This window comes from Marinobacter sp. F3R08 (genome assembly GCF_018860425.1).
Lineage (GTDB): Bacteria > Pseudomonadota > Gammaproteobacteria > Pseudomonadales > Oleiphilaceae > Marinobacter.
This window is the reverse complement of sequence record NZ_JAHKPI010000021.1, coordinates 1-2,419: the sequence shown is the minus strand read 5'-3', so window position 1 is coordinate 2,419 and position 2,419 is coordinate 1. Positions and strand designations below refer to the sequence as shown.

Genomic DNA, 2,419 nt, shown 5'->3' with positions numbered 1-2,419 from the left:
ACCAAAAGAAACCTGTAACCACAGTGAATCGGATCAACTCAGCAAAAATCTCGCTTAATCCTCCTTGGCGTATAAGAATTTGTCCGAACGTCCACACCATCGAAATAACAGCTAGAGTCCAAAATAACCAACTAGCCGCATCGACGATAATGCTGGCCCAGCTGGCCGCGGCTGTAGAGTAGCGAGCAAGTACATCATCAAGTAAGCCTGAGTTGTCGATTGCTGCATGAGCTGGGGTGGCAATCAAAAACGCCAACCAGACGACCACAGGCATAACGATTTTAAGATTGGCTGGCAGTTTCATATTAGTTCCTTACCATTCTTTTTTAGGGCTAGATTTGAGTTCACCGTCACCAGTGCTGCTACGGCGTAGACACTTAGTTGCAAATTCCTTTTTTGTCTCTTGGTTTTCAATTTTCTTGATGTTGCTGATAGTGCAATTCACATCATTTACTTCTGGCATGGGTTCGTCACCACATCCGGCTAATAGGGCCGTCAGAATGACGGCTCCTAGTGCTTGTAATTTGTTAAATTTCATCATTTTCCTTACCAGGTACGCGCTGGGCTTGGTGTGTAGCTTCCTTTTCGGAGCTGTTCAGCTGAGGCTTGGTGTTGCGCTTCTCTATCGGCCACAACTTGCATACGGGTTGCTACTGCGTTCTGTTGAGCAATCAGCAAACTACGGATTTGTAACAGTTGGTTAGTTTGGTTACTGGCGAGCTGATTGGCATAACCAATAGCTTCTAGTTGACCTTGCGCCCCTTGCGCTGTTGATTGGAGTCGTTGCAGCTGGCGAGCATCGTCTTTTATATTGTCCTGCTGCTTTTCTAAACCTTTAAACAAAGCATCATTAGCCTTCTTTTGGGATTCTGACGCCAGGCGGCGATTCTCATTCATTGCTGACCATTCAGCCTCACTACAACCAGAATTTGAGAAACAAGGCGAGCTACGGTAATACGCAACGTCTTGGAATTTTCCAAGATAACGATCTAAGCTCCCAAGCTGATTTTGGTAATATTGAAGTGTATTCGTTGCTTGCACTAAGCCATTGATGGTCGATTGTGCTTGGTCCCAAATATAAGCAGCTGGGGCCAACGAGTTTTGCAGCATGTTTTCGTACTGACTTAATTGAGTGCGATACTGTTCAATCTGTTTGGCCGTTTGTGCCGCAGCCTGCATCGCTGTCACAATATTTTGAGCCAAGTTACCACCGTCAATTACAGGGATACCTGCTTGCACTGGTTGTGTTATCAGAGTAGCGACCGAGCCCGTTGCCATTGCGACAACCAGCACAGTTTTAGCGGCTAAAATTCTTCCTTTTGTTTTCATTTCATTATCTCCTGGCGTTAGTAATCAAATGAGCTGTATGGCTTAGAAAAAGTCATGTCTTTGGTAACAATTACGTTGAAGCGATAACCAGGACGAATTTCCAAAGTCGGCGCAATATTCATATTTTTTCTGATCATCTCTACAGCTACTTGTCCTAGCTGCTGGCCTAGAGCTTCACTTAGCGCATCACTTGCACGTTGACGGTCGTTACCATCGCTGCTGTTGTCGTTGTCCTGGCTTAATGTGATACCTGCTGTGATACCTGACATTAAGAAAGCCGAACCAAAGATACGCACATAGTGGTTATTTACTTGGTCGTGGAAACCTGAATAACCTGCTGAATCCGCGCCTGGCATTGATCCGATATCCATTGCTTTACCATCGGGAAAGATGATCCGTTGCCAAGCAACTAACACGCGCTCTTGTCCGTAAGCTACATCGCTAGAATAAGAACCAATGAGGCGAGAACCCTGCGGAATCAACAAGTGACTCCCTGTCGCGGTATCGGAAACGTTCTGAGACACTTGGGCCATAATCTGACCTGGAAGATCTGAGTTGATACCTGAAATAAGCGTGGCAGGAATTACGAAGCCAGCTCTTAGCTCGAAAGGTGTACGAGGCGCCTGCATTTGTGAATTAAGCTGCCAACGGTCGCCGCCATTACTATCAAACTCTCCGTATCCATTAGCACCACCTTGAGCTGACGTTTGCATGAGCATTGGCGCACTGTTTGATGAACTGCCACCAAAACCGCCGCCTCTATTCCTATTCTGAGCTTGGGCTAATCCTTCTTGGTACACTGCATTAGGGTCAGTGCTTCGGAGCGATGCCGTTTGACTACGAACACGCGCAATTTCTGCGAGCATTTCTTTACGAGTCTCAGGGCGAGAACCTGGAGCCGGGGCTGAATTACTGCTGCGCGGAGCTACCGCCTGAACGCCTGTTCTTGCGCTGACAGCTTCTTGTAGCATTTGTAGCTTAGCCATACGGATACGCTGGGCTTCATCATCCATTTCTGGACTATTTAGCGTTGGGTTTTGCGGTGGCGTTGGTGGCAAGTCTGGATTAGCTGGACGAGCTACCGTAACGG

The 2,419-nt window shown here is 47.1% G+C and carries 3 protein-coding genes and 1 pseudogene; all 4 read right to left on the bottom strand.

The window, feature by feature from the left end; translation table 11 throughout:
• Window positions 1-304, bottom strand: a pseudogene (locus KO499_RS14700) (P-type conjugative transfer protein TrbL); the annotation flags it as partial.
• Between the two features lie 9 nt (window positions 305-313).
• Window positions 314-541: an entry exclusion lipoprotein TrbK gene (gene trbK / locus KO499_RS14695; RefSeq protein WP_086959606.1), complete on the bottom strand. Its 228-nt coding sequence runs from the start codon at window positions 539-541 to the stop codon at window positions 314-316.
• Between the two features lie 5 nt (window positions 542-546).
• Window positions 547-1,329, bottom strand: a complete 783-nt coding sequence (gene trbJ, locus KO499_RS14690) for a P-type conjugative transfer protein TrbJ (protein WP_012774854.1) — start codon at window positions 1,327-1,329, stop codon at window positions 547-549.
• A 17-nt stretch (window positions 1,330-1,346) separates the two neighbouring features.
• On the bottom strand, window positions 1,347-2,419 hold a 1,073-nt coding region (locus KO499_RS14685), incomplete at its 5' end, for a TrbI/VirB10 family protein (protein WP_215984524.1).